A 25,537-nucleotide genomic window follows, 5' to 3' on the forward strand; every position below is an offset into this window, starting at 1 on the left:
TCCGCCTACTAGTAGTGACAGGCCGTACAATCGGTCGACGGCGCCGGCGCGGTAGCAACCCGTTGCGCGGTTTGGCGGTGGCAATCGAGGCAAAAGCCCATCGTCATGTCGTGCTCCTGGCGAACCCGATCCATCGTCTCGATCGGACCGTGGCAGGTCTGACACTTCAGTTCGCCGCCGGCGACGTGACGGGCATGGTTGAAATGCGAATGGGCCGGGAAGCGATGTACCCGCACCCACTGGATCGGCGTATCCGACTCGACCGCCGCCGCGAGTTTCTGGACCTCGGGCGAGTCCTTCTTCACTTGGGTGTGGCAATTCATGCACAGGCTGGCGGCAGGCACGCCGGCGTGGCGCCCGCGCTCGGCGGCGTAGTGGCAATAGAGGCACGCCATCTTGTAGTCGCCGGCGTGCACCTTGTGGGAATAGGCAATCGGTTGGACCGGCTCATAACCCCGCTGGGTGCCTCCGAGGTCCCCGATCTCACAGCCGGCGGTGACCAGCAGGATCAACGGCAGCCAGACCACTAGCCGCACCAACCGATACAACTGGTCAGTGGTATCCATTACCCGCACCGCCGGCTCCCTTGAGCAACGGGTGTGCCGGCATGGCTCGGCCGTCGATTGGTGCTCGGTCGTGACCATCCAGGGCCCGTGACCCGGGTCGTGGATAGCTCCGGTTGCGCGGCGTATAGGGCGGTATACAGGCCGGCGACCGATCCGCTATATTGCGGGGGTGTCGCGTAGCAGACTGGCAACGTTTTTCTGCGGTCCCGCGACGGCGGTGCCCGCCGGCACCGTGTCTGCATGGTCATACCGCCTGAGCACACTGGCAATGGGCTATCGCACGAGGATGGACACGGTAGCTTCGCGCCCGGGCTCGGAGAAATGAATCGAAAGCCGGAGCCGGCCGTGCCATCCCATACCGCAAGCCTGCTGGACCACTCGGTCTTTCGCCACGCGGCCTATGCCCTCTTGATCTGGCTGGGCGCCTGCGCGCTGGTGTTCATCCCTTACGAGATGATCGAGCGGCTCTGGCTCGATGAACTCACGGGCCAGTCACGCGGCCTGGCCCACATCGTGCGTGGCGCGCTGGCCTCGCTGCTAGCCACGCTGGCCACGGCGATGTACCTGTTGCGCCGCGCCGTTCCTCGCCTGGAGAGCAGCTTAGGACTTGCCGTCCCGATCACCGAAGCGGAAAGCGCAACGGTGCGCGAAGGGCTGGCGGCGTGGATGTTGGGGCTGCGCTGGGTGGCGGTTTTCGCCTCGAGCGCAGTGGTGGCCTTCGCCACGCAGGCCAGCCGGCGCCTCGATCCGGAAGCAGTCGCGCTGCTATGGACGGGGGTGGGCCTGTTGCTCTTGTTCAACGCGAGCTTGACCACCTTGGGCCCACGCCGCCTGGCTTCGCAGCGAGCGCTTGGCCTGCAAGTGGCGGGAGATGTGCTGATTCTGGGCTGGCTGGTTCACCACGCCGGCGGCCTGGGCAACCGCTTTGCGGGGTTCTTTGTCTTCCATGCCGTGATTGCGGCGGTGATCCTGCATTCGCGCCAAGCCCGCGCAGTGGCGGCGGCGATCGCTGCCTTTGTGCTCGGACTGGCGCTACTGGAGGCCACGCGGGTGATCCCCCCCGGCTGCTTGCGCGACGCCTCGGGCAGCTGCGCTGCGACGGCCGACCCGCTGCTGCATCTCGGCGCCGGCATCGCGGTCGCCACCATGGTCGTGGTCTGCGGATTGATCGTTTCCGCCCTGGTGCTGGTGCTGCGCAGTGAGCGTGATCGCCTGGCGCGCGCTAGCGCCAAGCTCTCGGCTCACGCCGAGCACTTGGCCGCCGCGCAGTCACAGCTGCAACGCGAACGGCAGAATCTGCAAACCATCATCGACTGCATGGCGGACGCGGTCCTCTACGTCACGCCCGACGGCATCGTGCGCTTACGCAACCGCGCCGCCGAGTGCTTCTGGCCCCAAGGCACGCCGGCCGATGACGGCTTGCGCGCCTGCCATCCGCCCGAGCGCTGGAAGGACCTCATCGACAAAATCAGCGACCCGGCTCCGGTCGAGCTGCACCCGATCTTCGAGGTCGATGGCCGCTCTTACGAAGGCAGTTACGCACGCGTCTGGGATAGCGACGGCTCGCTGCGCGGCGTGGTGATGGTGGCGCGCGACATCACCGAGCGCATCGAGACGCAAGCGTGGCGCATGCAGCAAGAGCGCATGGCAGTGGTCGGTAAGCTGGCCGCCGGCTTGGCCCACGAGCTGAACAACCCGCTCGGCGCCATCGCCCTGTTCGCCCAGCACGCGCTCGGCAAGCTCGACGCCGGCCATCCGCTGGCGGAGCATCTCGGCACCGTGCTGCGCAACGCCAACCTGTGCAAGAAGATCGTCCGCGACTTGTTGGAGTATGCGCGCCAGCGTCCGCCCGAGCGCCGGCAGGCATCGCTGGCCGAGTTGATGGGCGACGTCGGGCGCACACTCGAGCCGCAAGCGCAGGCATCAAAGGTGCTGGTACAGCACCAAGGCAGCAGCAGCGCAGCGGGTAGCGTCTACGGCGATGTCGACCAGCTGCGCCAGGTGCTGGTGAACCTCGGCCTCAACGCCATCGAAGCCATGCCTGAAGGCGGCACGCTCACTTTCAACGTCGCCCCCGCTCCCGGCGGCCGCGTCCGCATTGACGTTCGCGACACCGGCCAGGGCATCGCCCCCGAAGAACACGAGCGCATCTTCGCTGCCTTCCACACCACCAAGCCGGAAGGCACCGGGCTCGGCCTGACCGTCGCCCGCGATCTCGTCACCGCTCACGGGGGTACGATCACCGTCGCCAGCCAGCCGGGCCGGGGTAGCATCTTCACCGTCATCCTTCCCTCCCACAGCGATGAGCGCGCGGCCGAGGCCGCAGCATGACCGCCCCGCGCCTACTGGTGGTGGACGACAAGCGCGACCTCGCCCGCGGGGTGGCGCTGGTGCTCTCCGGCCTGTCGGATGACATCGTCGTCGCCCACTCGGCGGAAGAAGCCCTCGAACTGCTCGAACAGCGGCCTGCCGATCTCGTGCTCTCGGACATCAAGATGCCCGGACGTGACGGGTTGTCGCTACTTGATTGCATCCGCGAGCGCTGGCCGGAAACCCGGGTGATCTTGTTCACGGCCTACGGCACCATCGAGTCGGCGGTGGACGCGATGAAGCGCGGCGCCTTCGATTATCTCACCAAGCCGTTCAACAACGATGAGCTGCTAGTGGTGGCGCGCCGCGCACTCAAGGAGCTGCACGACGAAGAAGAAATTGCCCGGTTGCGGGCCGAACTCAAGGACACTTACGGCTTTCACGGCATCTACAGCCGCGACCGCCACATGTTGCCGGTGCTGGACGGTATCAGGCGGGTGGCGCCGACCGCTGCCACGGTGTTGATCTGGGGCGAGAGCGGCACCGGCAAGGAGTTGGTGGCGCGGGCCATCCACGCCGAGAGCCCGCGTGCCGCCAACCCCTTCGTCGCCTTCAACGCCGCGGCGTTGCCCGAGAACCTGGCCGACGCCGAGTTGTTCGGCGCCAAGAAGGGCGCCTACACCGGCGCGGACCGCGACCGTAAGGGGCTGTTCGTCGAGGCCCACGGCGGTACGCTACTGATCGATGAGGTCTCCAGCATGCCCGCCGGCTTGCAGAGCAAGCTGCTGCGCGCCTTGCAAGAGCGCGAGGTCTTGCCGCTGGGCTCGGCCCAGCCCGTGCGGGTCGACGTGCGCATCATCGCCGCCACCAACGTCGATCCGCGCCGCTTGTTGCGCGAGGCTACGCTGCGCCGCGATCTTTACTACCGGCTTTCGGTCATGCGCATCGCCGTGCCGCCACTACGCGAGCGCATCGAGGACATCCCGCTGCTGGCCAACTTGTTTCTCGAACGCGCCGCCGCCCCGGGCAAGACCCCGAGGCGGCTGTCGCCCCGGGCATTGCGCTTGCTGATCTCGCACGATTGGCCCGGCAACGTGCGCGAGCTGCAAAACGTCATCGAGCGGGCGGCGGTCATGGCCCACGGCAACGAAATCGGCCCGGGCGACATTATGATCGAGGACGACGATCTTGACTGGCAGCCCGAGGGCGACGACAGCCTCGCCTACGAGGAGGCCAAGCGTCTGGCCATCGAGCGCTTTCAGCGCCGCTACGTCGAGCGGCTACTCGAAGACAGCGGCGGCAAGATCAGCGCCGCCGCGCGTAAAGCTGGAATAACCCGCGCCGCGCTGCACCGTATCCTCAAACGCCTCGGCCTCGCCGGTGACAGCGACATCGAACCCGAGAACGAAGCCCCGCCCAACGACGAAGCCGGCGGCGAGCCCTAGCTAGGCACTACAGATCCGCGAGCCGCAGTAGGAGGGGCACCTCAACGCCGCCTGGGCGGCGCCTTGGATGACGTTGCCGGCGCTTTCGCTCTGCGAGCCGATGAACCACAGGCCGCGCACCGGTGTGCGGTGCGGCACGCCGGGTTTGCCCGAGAGCCGGAGCGAGACCGCCAGCCAGGACGACGCCGCTACCACCGGTGGGCGAACTCCTCGGCCCAGCCGATCAGATCGGTGATGGCGATGGCCGCCCCCTCGACGCGGATCGTTCCCCGCCAGCGGCCGAACACGCAGATGCCACCGGTGGCAATCAGGCCAAGGTTGAGGTTGGAGGAGTGGGCGGCGATCGGCTGCAAGCTCAGGTCGATCACGTCTGAATGGGTCGAGTACACCCGCCACGAGCGCATCGCCGCGCCGGAGTCGTACTCCCAGGTGAGATCCTCCATGATCTTGTATAGCCGCCCGTCGATGCAAAACGCGTTCTCGTTGGCGCCGGTGCCGGTGGTCCACTTCGCGCCCACGTTGACACCGATGCGGCGGCCGTCTTGCACTCCGGTGCACACCGCCCAGTTCCAAAACGAGCGGTACGGCCACAGGCCGCGGCCGAAGTCCTGCACCGCGTGGCAGTCGGCCGGGTCCATGAGGTAGCGGCGGTCACCGACTGTTACTGAGCCCTCGCACGGGCGCGTGTTCTCCTTGCAGTTCAGCTGGAAGCGCTCGGCGCTCCACGGCACCACTACGCTCAAGCTCTCGTGCGCCGGTGGCTTGCGGACAACGAAATCCGCGGCCAGGCTGGTACCGTCCTTTGCCTGCCCATTGAAGCGCACCGGGATATCGCCGCCGTCGTTGCCGTTGCTGTACCCGAGGTTGCGACCGTGGAAGCTGACCGGCGACTCGACCCGCTCGGGCAGGGCGAGGGACCGCGGGCGCGTGAACTCCTGGCGCGAAACGCTCTTGCCGGTCTCGAAGTCGGTGAACGAGACGGCGCAGAAGGCAGCGTAGTCGATGTCGGCCAGCGTCACCGAGAAGACGAAACGCGGGCAGATCCAGTTCCAGAAATTCCATTTCTTCTTGCGCGGCCAATGTCCCGAGAGGTTACCGCGGATGATCGGCTGCCGCGCCCAACCACAAGCGGCGCGGTTGAGCCGGCCGCTGTCGTCGCACAAAGCCACCGGCTCGCTGAGCTCACGCTCGCTGTAAGATAACGGATAGCCGCCTCCCGCCATGCGCTGATCCACAGTCGGCAGCCACTCGGGCAAACGCCGGCGCGCCGTCATGTGCGCGCGCTCCCGGCTGGCGTGCCCGTCGCCGCCCGCGCAGCGCCGAGGGCGCTCCGGCGGCGGCGATAGCCGTTGTGGACCTCGAAGGCGAAGTTATCCAGGAGCTGCCCATCCAAGGGGTCGCCGTTGAACGGCAGGCTCAGCGACGGCAAGCCTTCACGCTCGCCGGCGTGAAAGAGCTGGGCCTCGGCCAGCTTACCGGGCATACACTCGAGCGGGCCGACGTTGACGACACCGTCCACCGCGCCGCTGCGCCACTCGTGCACCGCGCTGCCCACGGTAAGCACCGCCTCGCCAAACAAGGAGGTGCGCAGGTAGGGCGCAGCCGCCGACAGTGAATCCCGGACGCTGGTGCGCGCGTGCCAACCGAGTCGGCGCGCCAGCGTGGCATGCAGCACCTGCTGGGTCCGCAGCAGCAGTGCGCTGCTCAGGCGGGCGCCGACACCGCCGGTTCGGCCCTCCTGCGTATGGCACCAGTCGGCGTACTCGAGCCACTCGTTGAAGGGTGCCAAAAGCGCCCGCAGGCCGCGGCGCTCGAGCTTGTCGATAACGAAGTCGTTGGCAAACGGATCGCAGCGCACGTAGATCTCACCGACGACCGCCACCGTCGGCAGCTGCCGCTCGGTCTTAGCTGCGGCGTAGTCGCGGGCCGCGCGCCGCAGGATGGCAGTGCAGCCAAACAGACGCCCGGTTAATGCCTGGATCAGGCTGTGACGAATGGTGGGCTGCTTGCCGGCCTCGGCCCGGACACGCTCGACCAGCTGCGTGGCGTAGCGGCGGAACACCGCCTCGGCCGCACCGGCGGCGTTCTCCACCGGCCGCACATCGTGTAGCCCTTGGAGCAGAACGTCGGTGGCGATCCAGCCGGCGACGCATAAGGGCAGGAGTCCGGAGGGCATGCCTTCACTGTAATCTATGTCCATCGGCGCCCACACGCGCACGCGCTCGTGCCAGCCCAGGCGCTCGAGCACGATCTTGTGCAGCAGGTTATAGACGCCGAAGCGGCACGGACCGTTGGTGCGCGGCATCAAGAAGACGAAGCGCGAAGCCGTATGCCGCTCGCGCTCGAGGCGTTGCAGCAGGCTGCCCAGGGTGATGCACATGGGTACGCACTCTTTGCCCGAGGTGTAGCGGCGGCCGAGCTGCAGCGCGGCGCGATCGGGCAGCGGCAGGCTCTGCGCCGGTATGCCGGCGCCGCTGAGGGCGGCCGCCAGGATGTCGGCACCCGGTCCCATGCGCGGAATGAGCACCGTTTCACCGCGCGCCCGGACGTCGGCCGGACGCGGGCGCTGGCGCTCGATGTTGCCGAAGTCATTAACGGTGTTGGCGCGCGCCGCCCCCGACCGATCTTGCTGCACGCAGTGCAAGAAGGCCTCGACGCGGGTTTTGGTGCCGGCATCGCCGGCGTGGCCGTCGGTCTCGATCACCGCGAAGGGCCGGCCCTGCATGATGTAGCTATAAAAGTGCAAGCAGAAGCTGTCTGGACCGCAGGAGTAGTTACTGCACCACAGGCTGTAGATACCCGGGCGGCGGCGGAGCTGGTGCGCGGCGCGCAGACTGCGCTGGCCGTAGCCCCAGTACATGTCCTCGAAGACGGGTACGTCCGCCGCCACCGGATAGCAATCGACCGGAATCGCCAGCGCGCCCTGCTCGCGGATGATAGCGGGCACGTTGGAATTGAGCACCTTGTTGTAGATCGTGTAGGCGCGGCCGAGCACGACGATCGGCACGACCTCATGCGCCGCGCAGAATGCCAACGCGCGCTGGCCCAGCTCCAGGCAAGCTTCCTCGAAGCGTTGCTGAACCGCGCAGGCGCTGCGGTAAGCTGCCAGCCAAGCACTGCCGCCGTTGGCGCCGAAGGCGTGCGCCAGGCGCTGGCAGCTGTCTCTGAACCGGCGCGAGTCGAGGTTGCCGCCGCCGAAGTCGATCACCGGCGAGATCACGTTGGCCGCGGCGGTTCCGGCCGGAAGCCAAGCGCAGGGATCGTTGCCCGATGGCAACTGCCGGCGAGCGTCACGTGCGGGCATCGCCGCCGCGGCGGTTGCGGTGGGCCGCGGCGGCGGGCACTTGCCGTTGCCGCCGCCGTTGCGACACGCGCCCAAGTCCCAGCGCAACACGTCGGGGCTGCCCTGCACGATTGGGCATACGGCCGCCCGGCCTGCTTCTGCCACGTGCGGCACGCCGCGCAGCATCGGCAGGAACAGGAAGTCAGGTTTGTCCTCGACCATGGTGCTGACCAAGCCGTGGAACTGCTGCATGGGCGCGCAGAAGGGCACGTTGGCGCGCTCGATGCCGCGCTTGAGCGCCGCCTGATCCGCGCCACGGCGCACGATCAGGTCGAAGCCGAGTTGGTGCAAGAAGGTGGCGAAGAACGGGAAAAGCCCCTTGAGCACGAACTCGTCGGTGATGGCGATGGTCGGCCGCCCGCGCAGGCGCGTCGTCTGCGCGATGACCTCCTCCACCAGTTCCTCGCGCTCACGGAAAGGGTTAGGGGCGAGATCGGGCAGCTTGCGCTTGCCGGTGCCCTTATCCCACAGCGAGCAGGCCCCGCCCCAGGTGAAGCGCTGGGTGGTGGCGTTGGTCGAAGTCGCCAGGCGCTCGATGCGGCAGCGGTTGCCGCTGCCGCCGCAACCCCGGGCCGATCTACAGATGAACGTGTCTTTGCGCACGACCTGAGCTTCGAGGAAGCGCCGCGGGTCGAGCGCGCTGCGCTCTGCCAAAGCGATCTCCTTGCTCGCCAACAGTGCGATGCCGAGAGCCCCCACAGTTCCCGGATTCGGCGGCACGATCACTTCACTGCCGGTTTGGCGGGCGACGGCGGCGGCCAGCGCGTCGGCCGAGAACGGCATGCCTTGGCAGAAGATGACGTCGCCGACCGAGCGGCTGCCTTTAACTCGATTGAGGTAGTTCTGCACGATCGAGTCGTACAAGCCGGCGATGATGGCGCGCTTCTCGACACCGGCGGCCACCGCCTCGTCGATGACTTCGGCCATGAACACGGAGCAATGCTGGCCGAGCGAAACACCGCAGCCGCTGGCTATGGCCTCCTGGCCGAGCTGGGCGACGCCGTCGATGCCGGCGAACTTGCGGCCTTGCTCCTCGATGAACGAGCCGGTGCCCGCGCTGCACGCCTCATTCATGGCGGCGTCGATCACGCGACCCTCGGCCAGGCGAATGTACTTGGCGTCCTGCCCGCCGATCTCGAAGATGGTGTCCACGCGCGGATCGTAGTGGCGCGCGCCCTCGGCGTGGGCGGCGATTTCGTTGAGTACGTAGACCGCTGCCACCCCGTAGCAGGTGGCCAGCAGCGAGCCGACAATCTCACGGCCACTGCCGGTGACGGCGCAAGCCAGCACCGGCCAGCGCCCCGCCGCACTCTCGACGAAGCGGCGCATCAGTGCCTGCGCGGCCGCGACCGGGTTGCCGTTGGTATTGACGTAGTCTTCCCATAGCGGCTGCCGGCCGGCGCCGTCGAGAGCGACGATCTTCGAGCCGGTCGAGCCGATGTCGAAGCCGAGAATGAGCCCACCCGGTGCTGCGTCGGCGGCCGGCGGCTGTGGCCGCGGCAGGCGCCGCACGCGGGCCAATGAACCGGCCAGCGCCGGAACCGAGTCGAACTCCGCAACCGCGGCGGGCACGAACAGCGCTGCCAACGCGGGCACTGCCTGCGACCGTTCCGAGGCCAGCGCAGCCGCACCGAGCGCTTCCAGAAAAAGCGCCTCGTCTTCGCTCGCCTCGAGCAACACCATGCCGCGAGCGGCCAGGAAGCGCGCGAAGTTGCTCCGAATGCGGGCCGAGCGGCTGATGCCGCCGATCAGCATGGCCTTGGCCGGGCTCACCTGCGGCTTGATCAGCACCTGCACGTTTTCGCATACGGCGTCGTACAGGCCCGCCAGAATGCGGGCGCGATCCTCGCCCTTGTTGGCCAGGTGGGTCATGTCGGTCTTGAGGATGACCGGACAGCGCCCCGACAGCGCCGCCGGATTCTCCACCCGCTCGCACAGCGCACTGGCAGCTTCGATGCTGAGATCGAAGCGCTGGACCAGCTGGCGCAAGAAGTTGCCCGTGCCCTGAGAGCAGCGCGAGTTCTCGCGAAAGACCTCGGCACCGCTGTCGCGTAGCTCTAGTACCGAGAATCCATGTCCGCCGATAGAGATGATGGTGGCCGACGTCGCTTTGCCGAGGAAGCGAAAGCCGGCGGCCTGAGCTTGCTTGGTCGGAACCCGCGGCAGGGCGAGCTGACAACTGAAGCGCCCGCTCACCGCGGCGCCGCTGACGCCATCCCAGCCGATGTTGTCCAGCACCGATCGCAGCGCGGCCGCGGGCTGCTTGTCATGCTCCGCAAGCCAGTGACCGGCCCACTCGAGGCCTGGGCCGTGGCGGCGCAGCTCGGCGACTTTGATGGTCTCGGCACCGAGATCGATTCCGAGATACCGCTCCCTCCGTGGCGGCTCCGTCGTTGGGCTCATCGCGGTGGCCCAAAAAAGCACTTTGCGACCGCAGGATCAAACGACGGGCACGGCCCACGGGCAAGCGCCGTGGCGCCGGCCGCGTTCTTCACCTTTTCAACGGGCGGGCACTTGAGCGGCCCCGCCGGTGACCGGCAGCGCTGTCGAGCACCGTAGCGATCACCAAGTCGATGAAGGCAGCGCCGACCGGGCGGCGGGAGAAGAGCAAGCGATTAACGATCGGGCCGACGAGAAGATCGACCAGCATGTCGGCATCACAGCCGGCGGGTAGTTCGCCGCGGCTGAGGCCGCGGCGCGCGATCTCGACCAGCGGCGCCCGCCGCCGCTCCAGGTAACGGCCAACCACGTGATCAAGGTCACGGTCGCCGCCGTGCTCCGCGACCAGCTGCGGCAGGACCCGGCCGAGCGGCGACGATCGCAGGATCGTGACCAGGTTGCCCAGCGCCTGGCGGAAATCGCCCCGCAGCGTACCGCTGTCGGGCAGCTGCAGCTCGGGCAACGTCGTGATCGCGTCAACCACCAGCGGCAGCTTCGACGACCAGCGCCGATAGATCGTGGCTTTGCCGACACCGGCACGCGTGGCGACCGCTTCGACCGAGAAGCCGGAGATGCCGTTTTGCGCCAGCAGTTCAAGCGTGGCCTCCAGGATGGCCCGCTCCGCCACCATGCTGCGCGGCCGCCCCCGCCCGGCCGCGGCGCCCGCCGCTAGCGGCCGCGCTTTCGCGCCGAGGTTTCGCCTTCGCAACCGAGATGCCATTGCCTGATCCTGCTCCGCGCCGCCCGACCACTGGGGCTGCTGGCGCCACAGTGCATGAGACCCGAAGTGGCCCCGTCCGGCGATGACTTTCGTCACCGGGCTGGCTGCGGCCTGACATATTCGATACGATTCGTATCGTACTAGAAATACCCCGCGCGAGCAGGGACGGAGGCAGGTGATGAAGTTCTGGCAGTCGATTGCGTTTGCCGAAGCCGATCAACTCATTGAAGTAGCCAAGATCTGCGAGGATGTCGGCTTCGATGGCGTGATGATCTCCGAGCACCTGCTTCATGTCGAGCAGTTGCAGTCACGCTATCCGTATTCCGCCGACGGCAAGCCGCCCTCGTTCACTGCCGCGACCCCGTGGCCGGAGTGCTGGTCGCTGATTGCGACTTTGGCCGCGGTGACCAAGCGGCTGCGCTTCGTCACCAATGTCTTCATCCTGCCGTTGCACCATCCGATTGAGGTGGCCAAGGCGGTCGCCAGTGTCGCCTCGTTTTTCGACGGCCGAGTCATCCTCGGCGCGGGCTCGGGCTGGATGAAGGAGGAGTTCGATATTCTCGGCGTCGACTTCAGTACTCGCGGCAAGCGCTTCGACGAGTCGATCGAGGTGCTGCGCAAGCTCTGGAGCGGCGCGGTGGTTGAGCATCACGGCCGGTTCTTCGACTTTCCGCCCGTCAAGATGTGCCCGGTGCCGCGGACGCCGGTGCCGATATACATCGGCGGCATGAGCGCCGCGGCCCTGCGCCGCACCGCGCGCCTGGGCGACGGCTGGCTCGGCGCGGGCCAAACCCCGGAGCAGGCCAGCGCCACCGCCGCCGAACTCATGCAACTGCGCCGAGCCGCGGGCCGCGGCAACGACGCCTTCGACATTGTCACTCCGCTGACCGTGCCGCCCGAGATCGACGCGATCAAGCGCCTCCAAGATGCCGGCGTCAGTGGCACGGTCAGCTATCCCTTCAGCTTCACCATCGGCCCGACCTCGACCATCGCACAAAAGCGGGCCTACCTCGAAAGCTACGCCGACAAGATCATCGCCAAAATGAAGGGCACGGGCTGAATGCGGCACTGCCGGCTGAGGAAGTCAGCGTGACACTGGACCAACTCAAGGCCACCTATCCCGACCTCAGCTTCGAGGAGATCGGGCCCAATCCGGACTGGACTGAAGACAGCGTCGGCTACTGCTTCGTGGTCGAAGCGCTCCCGCGCCACGGGCAGGGGCGGGTCACGGTGATGATCGACGACGAGCCCCGGCTGGCTTTGAGCGGGAGCACCGTCGGGCTATTCAAGCTGCTCGCCAACTGGGAGATAGGCCGCGCCCACCTCGCCTATCTCGCCTATGAACTCGGGCGCGTGGAGATGGCGATCCGGCACGGCCTGCCCTACTTGCAGGAGTAGCCGAGCCAAGCGACACGCTGAGGTTAGATATGAGCGTTACCATTCAAGAGATCTACGACGCCGTCTGGCAGCTCAAGAAGAGCAAGGCTTTTGAGCTGGTGACAAGGGGCCTGCAAGCAGGGCTCGACCCGGTCGAGATGTTACAGAAAGGCGTGATCGCCGGACTGCGGGTGGTCGGCGACAAGTTCGGCGCCAAGGAATACTTCCTCGCCGAGCTGGTGATGGGCGGCAAAGTCGCCGAGCCGTGCATCGAGCTGATCAAGCCGCATCTGCCGCCGAACGCCGAAGGCAAGCAGGGCACGGTTGTGATCGGTGCGGTCAAGGGCGACCTGCACACCATCGGTTACGGTCTGGTCTCCACCCAGCTCGAACTGGCCGGTTTCGAGGTGCACAAGCTGGGGATCGATCTCGATTCCAAGTACTTCATCCAGAAAGCCGAAGAGCACCACGCCGACATCATCGGGCTGTCGGCCTTTCTAGTCACCACGATTCCCTATTGCCCGGAAGTAATCGGCTACCTCCAGGACATGGGACTGCGGGACAAGTACAAGGTGATCATCGGCGGCACCGAATGCACCGCGGACAAGGCCGACGCCATGGATGCCGACGGCTGGGCCCTCAACGCCGTCGCCGCTGTCCCGCTGTGCCAGCAGCTGATGGGCAAGGACGTTGGTGAGGAAGCGCGGCTGGCGACCGGTTACAGTCATCCGTGGTGGTACAACGCGCGGCGGAGTTGAGCAGAACCCTCTCAAGGTAGAGAAGCGGCAGCGCTGCTTGCCGCTACGTGTTTGTGACTCTCTGGTGCAGGCTATTCCAGCAGGAGAACGCAGATGATCCCGATTATGGATTTCCAGGACCGGTCAGTGAAAGGCCCGGTAATGAAAGCCGACGACTTCGACTTGGAGTTCGCCTTCAAGGTGCGCGATCTGGTGGCGGAGTATGAGATCAAGTACGACCCCGAGCAGCTGGTCGTCGATGATCGCACCGCCGACGCCGTGTTCCATGCCGCGGTCGACTTGCTCGCCGACGTCGGCCTCTACCACATGAGCACCGAGCGGGTGGTGAAGTACAGCAAGGAAGAAATTCGGCAGCTGGCCCAGGAGTCGCGCGACAATCCCGCCTGCGTCACACTCGGTAAGCATCCCGACAAGATGACGTTGCGCTACCGCAAAGGCAGCGACGCCTGGGCGCCGACGAACTACGCCGGCCCGGCCGGAGTGGCGGAGAAGGACTGGTTCATCCCCTACGTCCAGTCGCTGGCGCAGGAGGAGTGCGTCCAAGGCCTCGGCATCTGCCCGGGGCTGGCTCGGCTCGACGCCATTAGTCCGAAGGCGGGCACTTTGACCGAAGTCCACGTGGCCCTGTGGGAGCAGGAGGCGTTGCGCGAGGCGCTCAAGCGCGCCGGCCGCTTGCATCTCAATCTCGGCCTGCTCTGCACCGCCAGCACGCCCAGCGCCACGATGGCAGTGATGAACTCCGGCTACCGCGATGCTTACAACACCCAGATCGGCATCCACATCATGCCCGAGCAGAAGCTCAGCTGGAACCCGTTGTTACTGGCGCAATACTGCGAGATTAGGGGCATCGAGCCGTGGCAGAGCTCGATGTCGTGCATCGGCGGCCTCTGTCGCGACGGCGCGGAAGTGGCCGTGACCATGGTTGCCAACGCGCTCGGGCAGCTCAGCTATGCGCATGGCGGCACCATGAGCTTCTTCCCCAGCCACCTCGACGGCACCTGGGCAACGCGCGACTCGCACTGGGCCTTCAGCGGCGCCGCCCGCGCCTGCGAGCGCCACTTGGGTCTCGCCGTCGGCACTTCGATCTCGGGCGACGTCAAGGTCTGGCGCACGCCGGTCACGCTGTGGCAATCGGCGAGCGTAGTGGCGGTGTACGTCGCCAGCGGACTGTCCTACGCCTGGATTGCCGGCCACACCGGCCTCGAAGCGCGGTTGATCGACCGAATGCTGAAGGCGTGCACCGGCCTGTCGCCCACCGCCGCCAACGAGTTGGCCCAGAAGATCATGCTCCGGGTGGATGAGCTGCTGCCGGCGGTGCAGAAACCGGTGCCGTTCACCCAGGCCTACGACCTCCAGACGGTGCAGCCCAGGCCCGAGTACGAGGCCGGGCTGCTGCGGGTGATGGACGAGCTGTCGCGGCTGGGCATGCCCCTGAACTAGCCGCGGCGGCTGACAACACCGCCGGGGTCGTCAGTACTTGCCGAGGAACTTGTTCAGCCACTTGTGGATCGAGTGATAGGAGGCGCCTTGGGCGACGTACATCACCGCACAGGTGCCGGTCAGGATGTTCAGGCCACGTTCCCGGGCGAAGGCCAGCGCCTCGGGCGTGTCGCGGTTCATATGCACCCAGACGTTCTTGATGCCCGCATCCGCCACTTGTCGCACCGCTTCGAGCGTTTCCTCTCGCGGTACTTCGAGCACGGCGGCATCCACCTTCTCCGGCAGTGAGTGCAGGTCCGGATAGGTTTTGTCGCCGTCGATCCGGTCGACCGAGGGATCGACGGCGAACACCTTCTTGCCGCCCTTCTTGGCTTCGCCGTAGCTGATGCGCGGGAAGCCTTTCTTGGCCGAGTGGCCGACGAAAGCGAAGCTCGCATTGGTCCAGAACGTTTCATGTGCCGAGGCCATGGTGAATCCTCCTTTGCGCCTGCTTCTACGCCAGAACGCTCCCAAGCGGAAGCGAAAGGAATAGGTGGGCGCGCAGAGGCGCCCGGGCGGCTGGAGGGTGAGGAAATCAACGATGTACCCGCGGTCGCGGCGAAGTGCGGCGGGAGCACCGCTCCCGCCCTCAAGATCGGAAGGCGGAGCGAATAGCATCATTGTGGAGGGGTGGAGCATTGCTCCACCCCCCGGGGAGTTTTTCACAGCCTCTAATTACTCAGCCGCTCGACCACGGCGCGCAAGAAGGCCGCGGCCGGCGCGCCGTCGACGATGCGGTGATCGAACGTCAGGCTCAGGGTCAACAACGAGCGAATCGCGATCTGGCCATCGAAAACGGCCGGCTTTTCCACTACCCGGCCAACGCCGAGGATGGCTACCTGGGGCTGGTTGATGATGGGGGTGAATGCATCCACCCCGTACATGCCGAGGTTGGTGATGGTAAAGGTGCCGCCGCTGACTTCCTCGACGCCGAGCGTGCCGGCGCGCGCCTTGCCGGCGAGCAGGCGCGTCTGCTCGGCGATCTGCGGCAACGATTTCTGATCGGCCTTGCGGATCACCGGCGCAATCAGGCCGTCGTCGAGCGCAACCGCAATACCGATGTTGATATCTGTGTGTGACTGAATCGCATCGCCCGCGACGGTGACGCCGAGTCGCGGATGAGAGCGCAGCGCGCCCGCCACGGCTTCGATGATCAAGTCGGTGTAGGTGAGGGCGAATTGGGCTTTGAGCTCGGCGTGGCGTCGCACCATGGCAGTGACATCCGCCTCGGTGGTGATCGTCAGCTGGGCGCTGGAGTGCAGGCTCTTGAGCATGCGCTCGGCGATGTTCTTACGCATGCCCTTGAGCGGCTGAGCCGCCGCTGCCGCCGAGCGCGGCGCCGAGATCGCGGCCTCGACGTCCTCGCGGGTGATGCGACCGCCCGGGCCGCTGCCTTGAATCGCGGCAAGATCGAGCCCGTGTTCTTTGGCGAGCTTGCGCGCCACCGGCGTGGCCGCCGGCGTCCGGTTGGGAGCGGCTGGAGGTGCCGAAGCCGTTCCGCGCGCACTAGGCGCCGGTACTATCGGTGCCGGTGTCGCGCTCGCGTAGTTCGCCGCGATCGCCAAGGGGTCTTCCCCAGGCTGCGCGATCACCGCCACCACCCGGGCACAAGGCGCCGTCGCTTCCGCCGGGTACAACAGCTTGGCCACCACGCCACTGGCCGGCGCCTCGACTTGATACAAGACCTTCTCGGTCTCGACCTCGAACAGCGGCTGCCCGGCCGCGATGCTCTCGCCCTCGGCCTTGAACCACTGCTGGATCGTTCCTTCCTGCATGGTCAGGCCGAACTTCGGCATGACGACTTCGATCGGCATCACAACTCCGCGCCCCGCCTCAGGCCATGATCTCGCGCACCGCCGCCTTCAGCTTCTCCTCGTCCGGCAGCACGTAGCTCTCCAGCGGCGGGCTGAACGGGATCGGCACATCGAGGGCGGTAACGCGCTTGATCGGCGCGTTGAGGTAATCGAAGCCCTGGTCGATGATGATGGCCGCCAGGTCACCGGCGGCGCCGCCGCGGCGGTGGCCCTCGTCGGCGATGACCACGCGGCCGGTGTTGGCCACCACTTCGAGCATGCCGTCTTCATCCAGCGGCACCAGGGTGCGCGGATCCCACACCGCGATGCCGATGCCTTCCTTTTCGAGCTCCTCGGCGACGGCGAGGGCCTTGGGCACCATCGCGCCGACGGCGATGATAGTGACGTCGTTGCCCGCGCGTTTCACCGCCCCTTTTCCCAGCGGCATGATGACATCGCCGGCGGGGACTTCACCACGAGTGAACCCGAGCCGGCCGTGCTCGAACACCAGCACCGGGTCGTCGTCGCGAATCGCCGCCTTGAGCAAGCCTTTCATCTCAGCGGCGCCCGACGGGATCGCGATCTTCAGGCCGGGGGCGGAGAGGAACTGCGGATACACCACCTCGGAATGCTGCGCCGCCGCCGACCCCATCGCGCCGTAGACGCAGCGGAAGGTGATCGGCATGCGCGCCTGCCCGCCGGACATGTAGCGGAGTTTGCCGGCCTGATTGCAGACCTGATCGAAACAGCAATAGAAGAAGCTGGCGAACTCGATCTCGACCACCGGCCGCATGCCCGCCATCGCCGCTCCGACACCGGCGCCGGCGATGCCGGCCTCGGAGATGGGCGTGTTGCGCACGCGTGCGGCACCGAACTTCTCATACAAGCCCCGGGTAGCGGCGAAGGCCCCGACCTTCACGTCCTCGCCCATGATGAACACGGTCGGGTCGCGCTCCATCTCCTCGGCCAGGGCTTGACGAATGGCCTCAACAAATCCGATTTCCGGCATGGGATACCTCCAGGGAGTTAGCTTGGCTAGCTAGGGGTTGGCGAACACGTCCTCCAGCGCCGACTCGACCTCGGGGAACGGGCTCGCTTGCGCGAAGGCCACCGCCTCTTCGAGGGCGCGCTCGACTTCGCCGGCAATGCGTTCGAGCTCGGCTGGCTCGACAAAACCGGTGTCGGCCAGTTGCTTGGCGAACAGCTGGATCGGACAGCGCTGTTTGGCCGCCGCGATTTCTTCCGGGGGCCGGTAATCCGGCACGAAGGCCTGCTCGCCGACGACGTGTCCCTCCCAGCGATAGGTCTTGGCCTCGATCAGCGTCGGGCCTTGGCCGCGCTTGGCGCGCTCGACGGCGGTCTTGGCGGCCTCGTAGACGGCGAGCACGTCATTGCCGTCGACGATCACTCCCGGCATGTCGTAGCCTTGGGCGCGCACGGCGATGTCCTTGACCGAGGTCGAGTCGGCCGTGGCCGTGAACTCACCGTAGCCGTTGTTCTGGCAGACGTAGATAACCGGCAGTTTCCACAGGCTGGCGAGGTTGAGTGATTCGTGGAACGTGCCTTCGTTCGAGGCCCCGTCACCGAAGAAGGCCACCGCCACCGCGTCATTGCCGCGCAAGCTGGAGGCCAGGGCGGCGCCGGTGGCGATCGGGAGACCGCCGCCGACGATGCCGTTGGCGCCGAAGATGCCGAGGCTGTAACTGACGATGTGCATCGAGCCGCCCTTGCCCTTGCAGTAGCCGGTGCGCTTGCCCAACAGCTCGGCCATCATCGGCTTGAGCTGCGCGCCTTTGGCCAGTACGTGCCCGTGCCCGCGGTGGGTGGTGGTGATGTAGTCCTTGTCCGTCAGTACGGCGCAGACGCCGGCCGGCACCGCTTCCTCGCCGATCGATACGTGGACGAAGCCGGGGATTTGTCCCTGAAAGAACAAGTTGGAAAGGGTCTCCTCGAACCGCCGGTTGGTGACCATGGTGCGGTAGAGGCTGAGCAGTTTCTCCTTCGGTACTGCGGATGCGTCCATCGATCTCCTCCTGCCGGCCCCGCTGTGGGCAGCTGGCCTGGCACCCATAGTAAACCGGCGCGCACGGGGTCAATGCCCCGAGGCCGGCAAACAAGCTCAGAAAGTGTAGCGGCGCATGCTGACGTTGATCAGCAAGCCGACGCCGATCATCAACGCCAGCAGCGACGAACCGCCGTAACTGAAAAACGGCAGGGTGATGCCGACCACTGGCAGTGATCCGGTAGCCATGCCCAGGTTGATCAAGACCTGCCAGAAGATGGTGGCGGCAACGCCGAAGGCGAGCAGGGTACCGAAGTTGTCTTTGGCACGGCTGGCGACCAGAAAGCAGCGCAGCAGCAGCGCCAGATAGAGAGCGAGCAACGCCAGCGCGCCGATAAAGCCCCACTCCTCGGCAAACACCGAGAAGATGAAGTCGGTGTGCTGCTCGGGCAGGAAATTGAGCCGGCTCTGGGTGCCGTGCAGGAAGCCCTTGCCCCACCACTGGCCGGAACCGATGGCGATCTCCGACTGAATGACGTGGTAACCCGCGCCCAGCGGATCGGCCATGGGGTCGAGGAACATGACCAGACGTTGCTTCTGATAGGGCTTGAGATGGGCCCAGAGGTACGGCAGCGCCGGCGCGATCACCGCCACCGTCAAGGCCACGTAGCGAATGCGGAACCCCGCCAACAAGATCAGACTGGCCGACGACAAGCCCAGCACCAACGCCGTGCCCAGATCGGGTTGTTTGAGCACCAGCCAGCCCGCAGGTGCGAACAAGACCGCGGGCACGACGGCCGCTGCCAACGGCAACGGCTGATCACCGGCCAGCCGGTGCAGCCAGCGCGCCAGCGCCACCACCAGCGCCAGCTTCATGAACTCCGAGGGCTGGATCGACACCGGGCCGAAGGTCAACCAGCGCCGCGAGCCGCCGCCGACGGCCCCGAGCACGGGCACGAGCAGCAGCAGCAGCAGGGCCCCGGCGTAAATGACGTAGGCCCAGCTTTCCAAGCGCCGGTAGTCGAAGCTCACGGCCACGAGCGTAGCCAAGAGGCCCAGCGCCGCCCACACCAGCTGCCGCACCACCACCGCGCTGACCAGGCGCTCTGGGGTGTAGGTGGCGCTCAGCACGGTGGCAACCCCGCAGACGAGGATCAGCAGCACCAGCGCTAGCAACGCCCAATCAAAGTGGACGATCAGCCGCCGATCGATCTTGAGCATAGAGCCTCCCGCTGCGCTGCTCGCGCAGCCGGAAATAAGTTTCCAACACCTCGCGCACCGCCGGCGCCGCGATCGCCCCACCGCCGCCGTCGGCGTGCTCGACGACCGCGGCCACCGCAATCTCCGGCTTCTCCACCGGGGCGTAAGCGACGAACCAAGCGTGGTCACGTTGCTGCCAGGGGATCTGCTGCGCCTTCAACCGCACCTCTCCCAGCTTCACTACCTGTGAGGTGCCGGTCTTGCCGGCGGCCTCGACGCGCTTGAGCCGGGCCTTCTTGCCCGTGCCGCGCTCGCTCTGGACCACGTCGCGCAGGGCATCACGCACTTGCTTGAGCGTGGTCTCGCGCAGCTTGAGGACCTGCACCCGCTCGGGTTCGGTTTCTTCGAGCACATCGCCGTCGAGCGTGGCCACGTGCTTCACGAAGTAGGGGCGGTAGCGGACGCCGGTGGCCATGGTCGCGATCAAGTTGGCCATCTGCAACGGCGTCGCCGTGACGTAGCCTTGTCCGATGGCGACCGAGAGCGTCTCGCCGGCGTACCAGGGTTGGCCGAAGCGCCGCCGCTTCCAGGCGGTATCGGGAATCGTGCCCGCCTTCTCGTGTTCGAGCGCAATGCCGGTAGGTAAGCCGAGGCCGAAGGCACGTGCGTAACGGGCGATGGTATCGACGCTCATGCGCTGCGCCAGCTGATAGAAGAACACGTCGCACGACTGCACCAGCGCCTCGTGCAGGTTGACCCCGCCGTGGCCGCCCTTCTTCCAGCAGCGGAAGAAGTGGCCGCCGAACTGCACCCCGCCGCCGCAGTTGATGGTAGTGAAGGGGTTGACCAACCCCTCCTCCAGTGCGGCCACGGCCATGACGATCTTGAACGTCGAGCCGGGCGGGTACTGGCCCTGGACCGCGCGGTTGGTGAGCGGATGGTGGGCATCCTGCGTGAATCCGCGCCACTGCTGCGCGGAGATGCCGTGGGCGAAGACGTTGGGATCGTAAGACGGATGATTGACGTAGCTTAGGATCTCGCCGGTGTTCGGGTCGAGGGCAACGATCGCACCGTCGCGATCGCCGAGCGCCTGCTCGGTGGCCTGTTGCAGCGCGAGGTCAACGGTCAGCGTCACCGTGTTACCCGGCACCTCTTCGACCTCGCGCAGCACCCGCAGCTTGCGCCCGACGGCGTCGACCTCGATCTGTTGGCCGCCGTTGACACCGCGCAGTTGCTTCTCCCAGCCGCGCTCGAGGCCGGTTTTGCCGATGAGGTCGCCCATGCGGTACTGGGGATCGGCGGCCATCTCTTTCTCGCTGACTTCGCCAACGTAGCCGAGCAAGTGCGCCAGTGACCCGCCAAGGGGATAGCTGCGCCGCGGGGTAATGGCGAGGCTGACACCGGGCAGATCGAGCTGATGGGTCTCGATGGCGATCAGATCGTTCCAATCGACATCGCGTTTGACAACGATCTCTTGAAACGCCGGGCGCCCTTTCGCTTGCTGCAGGACGGCGTTGGTGTCTGCTGACCCTTGGCCGAGAAGCTGCGCCAGGTTCTCAATGGTAAGCGCCAAGTTCGAGGAATCCTCCGGTACCAACACGGCGTCGAACGAGGGGCGGCTGTCGACCAGCACTTGGCCATTGCGATCAAGCACCGTGCCGCGCGTGGCGTGGACGCGATGGAGCCGGATGCGGTTGTTCTCGGAGAGCAGGCGTTTCTCCTCGCCCTGAATCACCTGCAGTAGCCAAAGCCGGCCGAGCAGGGCACACAGACCGAGCACGGCGAAGGCGAGGAAGCCGGCCAGGCGCCGGCGCAGGGCCAGCGGGGTTTCGCGCTGCGCCAGCGGGATCACGTCTCGTCCTCCGCCGGGCTGGTCTGCCGGCCGTAAGCGAGCAGACTGAAAATGGCCGGGCTGAGCACGGCGGCCACCGCCGCCTCGACCGGCAGATGGCGCACCACCGTACTCCAGAGCCCGTCAGTGGACAGAAAGATGCTCAGCAAAATGATGATCGCCGCGGTCTTGATCAGCACCGCCAGAAAAACCAACACCACTTTCGAAATCGCGTTATCCACCCACAGGCGGCGCGAGGTCAGGTAGACCACCATGAAGATCAGCGACAGGGCAAAGGCATTGAGCCCAAGTGCCCCACCCGAGAAGCTGTCCTGGGCGTAGCCCAGGAAGAAGGCGCCGAGCGCGCCGCCCACGCTGTGCTGATGCAGGCCGAGGTAGACGCACAATACCAGCAGCAAGTCGGGAATGGCGCCGCCGAGGGGCAGCCAATGCCAGACGGTGGTTTGCAGCAGCAGCGCGCCACCCGCGGCGGCAACGAAGGTCAAGAACGTTCGCATGCTACGGCCCGTCCGCACTCGGCTCCGGCAGCCGTGCTCCCGGCTCGACGACCAGCACCTCTTCGAGGCGATCGAGCGGTGCGCTGGGGCGGATCTCCGCCACTTGCAGCAGGCCGCGGTGGTTGCGCGAAACCTTGGTGATCTCGCCGATCAGAATGCCTTTGGGGAAGATGCCGTCGAGCCCTGACGTTGTCACACGATCCCCCACCTCAACATCTTCACCGCGCTCGACATACTTCATCACGCAGCCGTCCGCCAGTGCGCCGGCGACGATGCCGCGCGCGCGGCTGCGCTGCACGACGGCGTCGACGCCGCTGTTGTGATCGGTCAGCAACAGCACGCGCGCCGAATGGGGGCTGGTGGCGATGACCTGGCCGATGGCGCCCTGCGGCGAGAGCACGGCAAATCCCTTGCGAATGCCGTCGTGCTCGCCTTTGTCGATCGTTAGACTCTGAAAAAGGGTGCCGGGATTACGCCCCGACACCTGTGCGGCGTGGGTCTGACCTTCGAGGATCGAGCGAAAGCCGAGCAACTCGTTGAGCCGTTGATTGGTCTCGGCCAGTTCGGCGAGGCGGCCGCTCTGTTCCTCGAGTTGTTGCAGCCGCCGGCGCAAGCTCTCGTTCTCGGCACGCACCCCGACCAAGTCGGCGTAGCGGCGCCAAACGGCGGCCCCGGCAGCGGCTATGTCACTGGCGGCCACCTGCAACGGGTGCATGGCTTCGAGCAACACCGCCGCGAGCGGATCGCCGCGCCGGCGCGACCGGGCACTGCTGGAGACGAGCAGCAGCGAGAGCAACAACAGCAGCCCGGAGGTCACGATAATGCGATTTCTCCGGACAAACTCGAGCATGGCTGAGGTGCGGAACGCCGCCCGCCGGCTAGTCGGGGCGGTTACTCATCGAATCAAACCGCGCGCAGGCGCTTCACTGAATGGTGACATCCTTCAACAGCGACAATTCGTCGAGGACCTTGCCGGCGCCCATCACCACCGCCGTCAGCGGATCATCCGCCAGCACCACCGGCAGCCCCGTCTCCTCGCGCAGCAGCACGTCCAAGTTGCGCAGCAACGCGCCGCCGCCGGCGAGCACGATGCCCTTGTCGACGATGTCGGAGGCGAGTTCGGGCGGCGTACGTTCGAGTGCGATTCGGACGGCGTCAACGATTTGATTGATCGGCTCGAGCAACGAATCGCGGATCTCTTCGTCGGAAACCTCGACGGTCTTCGGCACCCCCGCAACCAGGTCGCGTCCCTTGATTTCCATGGTCTGGATCTCGTTGCCGGGGTAAGCTGACCCGATCGTGATCTTGATCAGCTCCGCCGTGCGCTCGCCAATCAGCAAGTTGTACTTGCGCTTGATGTACTGGACGATGGCCTCGTCCATCTTGTCGCCGCCTACCCGGACGGACTTGGAGAACACCACCCCCTTGAGGGAAATCACGGCGACCTCGGTGGTGCCACCGCCGATATCGACGATCATGTTACCCGTCGGTTCGGTGATCGGCAGGCCGGCACCGATGGCCGCGGCCATCGGCTCTTCGATGAGATAAACCTCGCGGGCGCCGGCCGACTCGGCCGATTCCTTCACCGCCCGTTTCTCGACCTCGGTGATCCCGAAGGGCACGCAAATGATGATGCGCGGCCGCACCAGCGTCTTGCGATTGTGGATCTTCTGAATGAAGTAGCGCAGCATCGCCTCGGTGATCTCGAAATCCGCGATCACCCCGTCCTTGAGCGGGCGAATGGCGACAATCGAGCCGGGCGTGCGCCCGAGCATCTTCTTCGCCTCCGCCCCAACCGCCAGAACCCGCCGGCCGCCTCGCGCGTCCTTTTGCACCGCAACCACCGACGGCTCGTTCGAGACGATGCCCTCGCTCTTGACGTAGATGAGCGTGTTCGCGGTTCCCAAATCGATCGCCAGATCGTTGGAGAAGAGGCCGAGCAAAAAATCGAGCACCATTGTCGAGTTATCCCGTGTGATCGGGTCAGGGGCGTGCGTACCAGAATCGCCCTAGCAGGGCAAGGCAGCCGCGCGGGCGAGCCGGGAGGCGCCCCGGTGAGCGGGATTGCCCGGCTTTGCCCATGACGCACTGCATTGACATTTTGACGCGCCGTGTTAAATAGAGCGGCAGAAAGGAGGTGAAGAGCATGACAGCGAAGAAACCAGAGAAGGGGATGCTGGCCCGGTTGCCCAAACGGATCGAGAGCGCTCGCCATGATGTCGAGAAGCTGGCCCGGCGGGTATGGACCGACGCGGTGGAGATGTTGCCGGCGGCCCCGCGCAAAGCGGTGCGCAAACTGACCCACGAAGTGGAGCGCGTGGCCACCGATGTGAGGAAGCGGGCGGAGAAGGCGCGGGCGCGGGTCGAGGCGCGCGGCGAACGGATCGTCAGCGGGGCCGCTCATCGGGCCGAGAAGGCGTTGGCGCCAGTGGTGAACCGGCTCGACGTTGCCTCGCGTAGCGAGCTGGACCGCCTGCGCAAGCGAGTGGCGGCGCTGGAACGTCGCGTGACGAAACCGGCTCATCCGGCTAGCCCGGCGACACCGGCTTGAAGCAACACTGGTCAGAGGGTCGTCGGGGCTTCTTCCCGCCCGACGACCCGATCAGGCAGCACTGGCAGCGCCGTCCTTGGCTTTCGAGCTTTCCTTGGCGGGGGGCTTGGCAGAATCGCCCTTGGTTTCGGTGGAACCACCGTTTGACGCCCCGCTAGTCGGTCCCTTCCGAGCATAGTCAGTAGCGTACCAGCCCGTGCCCTTGAGCTGGAACGAGGTGTTGGACATCAGCTTGGCGACCTTGCCCTTGCACGTTGGACAGCGCTTGAGCGCAGGATCGCTGAACTTCTGTACCAACTCAAAATGCCCACACTTCGGGCACCCGTACTCGTAAATCGGCATAGATCCTCCGTTCGAGCGCGACGTTAATCAGGACCCTCCGGCTTGTCAACGCGAACCGCCCCACCCGCCAGCCGTTCTAGCTGCGCGGCAACGTCTGCCGGGCTGACCGTCTCGATTTCCACCAACTTCTCCCGGCTCTTGGCCCCACCCACCACCCGCACCGCCGACGGGGGCAGTTCGACCGCACGCGCCACCAGGCGGACCAAAGCCGCATTGGCCTCGCCTTCAACTGGAGGCGCAGTGACTTGCGCCTTGAGCGCTTGCCCGTGCCAGCCCACGATGCGGTTGTGGCTGGCGCGTGGCTGCAAGCGGATGCGCACCCGCACGGTGCCGGGTGTAGTCGTCAGAAACCCCGTGCTCATCTGAGGCCGCGCGCCAGGTCGAACAGACTCTGAACCAAGAACGCCTGCAGGAAGTAGATCCCCACCAGCACGATCAGCGGCGACAAATCGATGCCCGCGGCAAATATCGGCACCGCCCGGCGAACCCGGTACAGCAACGGCTCGGTGGCATTGAAAAGGAACCGTACTATGGGGTTGTGCGGGTCGGGATTGACCCACGAAATTAGCGCCCGGGCAATCACGATGAACATGTAGAGCTGCAGCACCAGATTGAGCGCTTGCGCTGTAGCCGACACTAGGTTGGCGAGAACAAACATGGGTCCGGCCGGTTTAGCTTGCCGCCTGCCCTTTCACAAGGCGGCCTCAAGCGCGCCCCAACTCCGGGTGTGCGACAAATCTGTGGGTAACGTGCAGCCGACCGGGCAAATCCTCACCAGTCTGACAGTACTGTGTACTGTCAGGCCGAGGCCCATGGCCGAAAGGGACGCAATTTGTCATTCCCGCGAAAGCGGGAATCCACG

24 protein-coding genes are annotated in these 25,537 nt (G+C 66.2%); 7 read left to right on the top strand and 17 right to left on the bottom strand.

The window, feature by feature from the left end; all coding sequences use genetic code 11:
* Nucleotides 1–8 precede the first annotated feature (8 nt).
* Nucleotides 9–566, bottom strand: a complete 558-nt coding sequence (locus HY699_03615) for a cytochrome c3 family protein (protein MBI4514889.1) — start codon at nucleotides 564–566, stop codon at nucleotides 9–11.
* A gap of 321 nt (nucleotides 567–887) precedes the next feature.
* On the opposite strand from HY699_03615, the gene HY699_03620 reads away from it, so the two are divergent.
* Nucleotides 888–2,897 carry a hypothetical protein gene (locus tag HY699_03620; protein MBI4514890.1) on the top strand — a complete coding sequence of 670 codons (2,010 nt, stop codon included), beginning with the start codon at nucleotides 888–890 and terminating at the stop codon, nucleotides 2,895–2,897.
* A complete protein-coding gene (locus HY699_03625; GenBank protein ID MBI4514891.1) occupies nucleotides 2,894–4,321 on the top strand; it encodes a sigma-54-dependent Fis family transcriptional regulator in 1,428 nt (475 codons plus the stop codon). The genes HY699_03620 and HY699_03625 overlap by 4 nt, the downstream gene beginning before the upstream one ends.
* Here the strand turns inward: HY699_03625 and HY699_03630 are convergent, their stop codons facing one another.
* The 4 genes from HY699_03630 to HY699_03645 form a co-directional block, all read right to left on the bottom strand.
* Nucleotides 4,322–4,516: a hypothetical protein gene (locus HY699_03630; protein MBI4514892.1), complete on the bottom strand. Its 195-nt coding sequence runs from the start codon at nucleotides 4,514–4,516 to the stop codon at nucleotides 4,322–4,324.
* Entirely contained in the window at nucleotides 4,510–5,595 is a 1,086-nt protein-coding gene (locus tag HY699_03635) for a DUF2804 domain-containing protein (protein ID MBI4514893.1), read from the bottom strand. The genes HY699_03630 and HY699_03635 overlap by 7 nt, the downstream gene beginning before the upstream one ends.
* Nucleotides 5,592–10,067 carry a CoA activase gene (locus HY699_03640; GenBank protein MBI4514894.1) on the bottom strand — a complete coding sequence of 1,492 codons (4,476 nt, stop codon included), beginning with the start codon at nucleotides 10,065–10,067 and terminating at the stop codon, nucleotides 5,592–5,594. The genes HY699_03635 and HY699_03640 overlap by 4 nt, the downstream gene beginning before the upstream one ends.
* A gap of 88 nt (nucleotides 10,068–10,155) precedes the next feature.
* Entirely contained in the window at nucleotides 10,156–10,824 is a 669-nt protein-coding gene (locus tag HY699_03645; protein MBI4514895.1) for a TetR/AcrR family transcriptional regulator, read from the bottom strand.
* A gap of 178 nt (nucleotides 10,825–11,002) precedes the next feature.
* Between HY699_03645 and HY699_03650 the strand changes: the two genes are divergently transcribed.
* The 4 genes from HY699_03650 to HY699_03665 all read left to right on the top strand — a co-directional run bounded on the left by HY699_03650 (nucleotide 11,003) and on the right by HY699_03665 (nucleotide 14,399).
* Complete coding sequence (locus HY699_03650) at nucleotides 11,003–11,884, top strand: LLM class F420-dependent oxidoreductase (GenBank protein ID MBI4514896.1); 882 nt, start codon at nucleotides 11,003–11,005, stop codon at nucleotides 11,882–11,884.
* Between the two features lie 29 nt (nucleotides 11,885–11,913).
* Nucleotides 11,914–12,222, top strand: coding sequence for a hypothetical protein (locus HY699_03655; protein ID MBI4514897.1), 309 nt, complete (start codon nucleotides 11,914–11,916; stop codon nucleotides 12,220–12,222).
* 29 nt (nucleotides 12,223–12,251) lie between these two features.
* The gene (locus HY699_03660) at nucleotides 12,252–12,959 is read left to right on the top strand and encodes a cobalamin B12-binding domain-containing protein (GenBank protein MBI4514898.1); all 708 of its coding nucleotides are present in this window, start codon (nucleotides 12,252–12,254) and stop codon (nucleotides 12,957–12,959) included.
* Nucleotides 12,960–13,052: 93 nt separating this feature from the next.
* Nucleotides 13,053–14,399: a monomethylamine:corrinoid methyltransferase gene (locus tag HY699_03665; GenBank protein MBI4514899.1), complete on the top strand. Its 1,347-nt coding sequence runs from the start codon at nucleotides 13,053–13,055 to the stop codon at nucleotides 14,397–14,399.
* A gap of 30 nt (nucleotides 14,400–14,429) precedes the next feature.
* Here the strand turns inward: HY699_03665 and HY699_03670 are convergent, their stop codons facing one another.
* From HY699_03670 to HY699_03710, 9 genes are all read right to left on the bottom strand, one after another.
* A complete protein-coding gene (locus HY699_03670; GenBank protein ID MBI4514900.1) occupies nucleotides 14,430–14,867 on the bottom strand; it encodes a CoA-binding protein in 438 nt (145 codons plus the stop codon).
* A gap of 242 nt (nucleotides 14,868–15,109) precedes the next feature.
* Nucleotides 15,110–16,252 (bottom strand): 2-oxo acid dehydrogenase subunit E2, encoded by a 1,143-nt coding sequence (locus tag HY699_03675; protein ID MBI4514901.1) that lies wholly within the window; start codon nucleotides 16,250–16,252, stop codon nucleotides 15,110–15,112.
* A 19-nt stretch (nucleotides 16,253–16,271) separates the two neighbouring features.
* A complete protein-coding gene (locus tag HY699_03680; GenBank protein MBI4514902.1) occupies nucleotides 16,272–17,240 on the bottom strand; it encodes an alpha-ketoacid dehydrogenase subunit beta in 969 nt (322 codons plus the stop codon).
* A 30-nt stretch (nucleotides 17,241–17,270) separates the two neighbouring features.
* Nucleotides 17,271–18,254, bottom strand: a complete 984-nt coding sequence (locus HY699_03685; protein ID MBI4514903.1) for a thiamine pyrophosphate-dependent dehydrogenase E1 component subunit alpha — start codon at nucleotides 18,252–18,254, stop codon at nucleotides 17,271–17,273.
* Nucleotides 18,255–18,350: 96 nt separating this feature from the next.
* On the bottom strand, nucleotides 18,351–19,454 hold the full coding sequence (gene rodA / locus HY699_03690; GenBank protein ID MBI4514904.1) for a rod shape-determining protein RodA: 1,104 nt from the start codon (nucleotides 19,452–19,454) through the stop codon (nucleotides 18,351–18,353).
* Entirely contained in the window at nucleotides 19,417–21,285 is a 1,869-nt protein-coding gene (mrdA, locus tag HY699_03695; protein MBI4514905.1) for a penicillin-binding protein 2, read from the bottom strand. The genes rodA and mrdA overlap by 38 nt, the downstream gene beginning before the upstream one ends.
* Entirely contained in the window at nucleotides 21,282–21,782 is a 501-nt protein-coding gene (gene mreD / locus HY699_03700; protein MBI4514906.1) for a rod shape-determining protein MreD, read from the bottom strand. Before mreD ends, mrdA begins: the two co-directional genes overlap by 4 nt.
* A gap of 1 nt (nucleotide 21,783) precedes the next feature.
* Complete coding sequence (mreC, locus tag HY699_03705; protein MBI4514907.1) at nucleotides 21,784–22,632, bottom strand: rod shape-determining protein MreC; 849 nt, start codon at nucleotides 22,630–22,632, stop codon at nucleotides 21,784–21,786.
* 73 nt (nucleotides 22,633–22,705) lie between these two features.
* Nucleotides 22,706–23,740, bottom strand: a complete 1,035-nt coding sequence (locus HY699_03710; GenBank protein ID MBI4514908.1) for a rod shape-determining protein — start codon at nucleotides 23,738–23,740, stop codon at nucleotides 22,706–22,708.
* Between the two features lie 188 nt (nucleotides 23,741–23,928).
* Here HY699_03710 and HY699_03715 point away from each other — a divergent pair, with 188 nt between their 5' ends.
* A complete protein-coding gene (locus tag HY699_03715) occupies nucleotides 23,929–24,333 on the top strand; it encodes a hypothetical protein (GenBank protein ID MBI4514909.1) in 405 nt (134 codons plus the stop codon).
* Between the two features lie 51 nt (nucleotides 24,334–24,384).
* Here the strand turns inward: HY699_03715 and HY699_03720 are convergent, their stop codons facing one another.
* Genes HY699_03720 through HY699_03730 form a run of 3 tightly spaced genes read right to left on the bottom strand, consistent with a single transcriptional unit; the run spans nucleotide 24,385 to nucleotide 25,333 of the window.
* Entirely contained in the window at nucleotides 24,385–24,675 is a 291-nt protein-coding gene (locus tag HY699_03720) for a zinc ribbon domain-containing protein (GenBank protein ID MBI4514910.1), read from the bottom strand.
* 23 nt (nucleotides 24,676–24,698) lie between these two features.
* On the bottom strand, nucleotides 24,699–25,037 hold the full coding sequence (locus HY699_03725) for a DUF167 domain-containing protein (GenBank protein MBI4514911.1): 339 nt from the start codon (nucleotides 25,035–25,037) through the stop codon (nucleotides 24,699–24,701).
* On the bottom strand, nucleotides 25,034–25,333 hold the full coding sequence (locus HY699_03730) for a YggT family protein (GenBank protein MBI4514912.1): 300 nt from the start codon (nucleotides 25,331–25,333) through the stop codon (nucleotides 25,034–25,036). Before HY699_03730 ends, HY699_03725 begins: the two co-directional genes overlap by 4 nt.
* Between the last annotated feature and the right edge of the window lie 204 nt (nucleotides 25,334–25,537).

It is taken from the genome of Deltaproteobacteria bacterium, from assembly GCA_016210005.1.
Lineage (GTDB): Bacteria > Desulfobacterota > Binatia > HRBIN30 > JACQVA1 > JACQVA1.